A 1223-nucleotide genomic window follows, 5' to 3' on the forward strand; every position below is an offset into this window, starting at 1 on the left:
CCCCGCCACCGGCCGCCCCGCCACCGGCTTCCGCGGCCCCGTCCGCCGTCGGCAGCAGCACCGCCCGCAGCATGCCCGCCAGTCGCGACGGCGCGACGAACCCGGCGGCCCGCCCGGCCGCGTACAGCGCGACCCGTGCCCGGTCGTTCCCGGCCTGGGCGAGCAGCAGGGGCAGTGCCTCGGCGGGCCGGTCGGTCCAGATCAGGGCTCCGAGCGCGGCCTCGGCGAGCACGGTGTCCGGGGAGTCGACGTACGGCCGGACGGTGGCGAAGCCGCGCTCGGGGACCGCCACCACGGTGCACAGGTGTCCGGCCCGTACCTGCCGGGGCAGCGAGGCGTCGGCCGCGGCCTCCGCCAACAGGCGTGCGGCGGCGGCCTGTTGTCCGGGTGTCCAGCCCTCGATGCCGTCGACCGGCGGCAGCCAGTGCGTCCCCGCCGCCAGGAAGCGCCCGTACGGCGGGATGTCGGCGAGGACGGTGTCCAGCAGGTCGGTGCGCCCGCGGGCCAGCACCCGGAGCACCGGCGGCAGGACGGCGGCCGACGGTTCCAGTTCCAGCACCCGTGCCACCCGTTCGCCGCGGGTGGCCGGGTCCGCGAGCCAGTGCCGTACGGCCTGGATGAAGGTCGCGTTGTCGCCGAACTGGATGGCCTCCCAGAGGAGTTCCTGCAGTTCGGGCAGGTGGTGGGCGCGCCGGCCCAGGGCTCCGGCCAGGGCGAAGGTCAGCGTGTGGTCGACCCGGTCCGCGCCGGCCGCCAGCCACGGGCGCAGCGCCTCGAAGACCTGTGCCTCCTGTCCGCGCCGGAGCACGGTGTCCAGTCGGCCCAGCGGAACGCTGCCGAGCATCCCGGAGAGCTGCCGCAGGGCGGCCAGGGCCCAGCCCAGCAGCGGCTGTTCACCGCTCACCGCGTGCTCCCGCAGGACGGCGAGGGCGAGGTGCGAGAGCGCTCCGCGGGTCTGCCAGGAGGTGTCCCGGGCCTCGACGGCGTCGGTGGCGATCCGGCCGAGGGCGGCGGCCGCCGCCTCCCCCCGGAAGAGCGCGGGCGGGACCTCGGCCAGCGCGACCAGGGCCGGGGAGCGGACCGGATCCTGCTCGTTGCGCAGCCGCAGCAGGTCGTCGAGGAGTTCGCCGACGGCGGCCGGCTCACCCGACCGGGCCGCGTTGCGGACCAGCAGCGGGTAGGCCAGCGCCCGGTCCTCCGCGGCCGGCCGCCGGGTCGCGGCG

Annotated in this window: 1 pseudogene; it reads right to left on the reverse strand. The window is 77.6% G+C overall.

The features are described 5' to 3' along the window. Positions 1-1223 (reverse strand): annotated as a pseudogene (locus AE652_RS41680) (hypothetical protein); the annotation flags it as partial.

The sequence above is a fragment of the Kitasatospora sp. MY 5-36 genome (assembly GCF_001182915.1).
Classification (GTDB): domain Bacteria; phylum Actinomycetota; class Actinomycetes; order Streptomycetales; family Streptomycetaceae; genus Kitasatospora.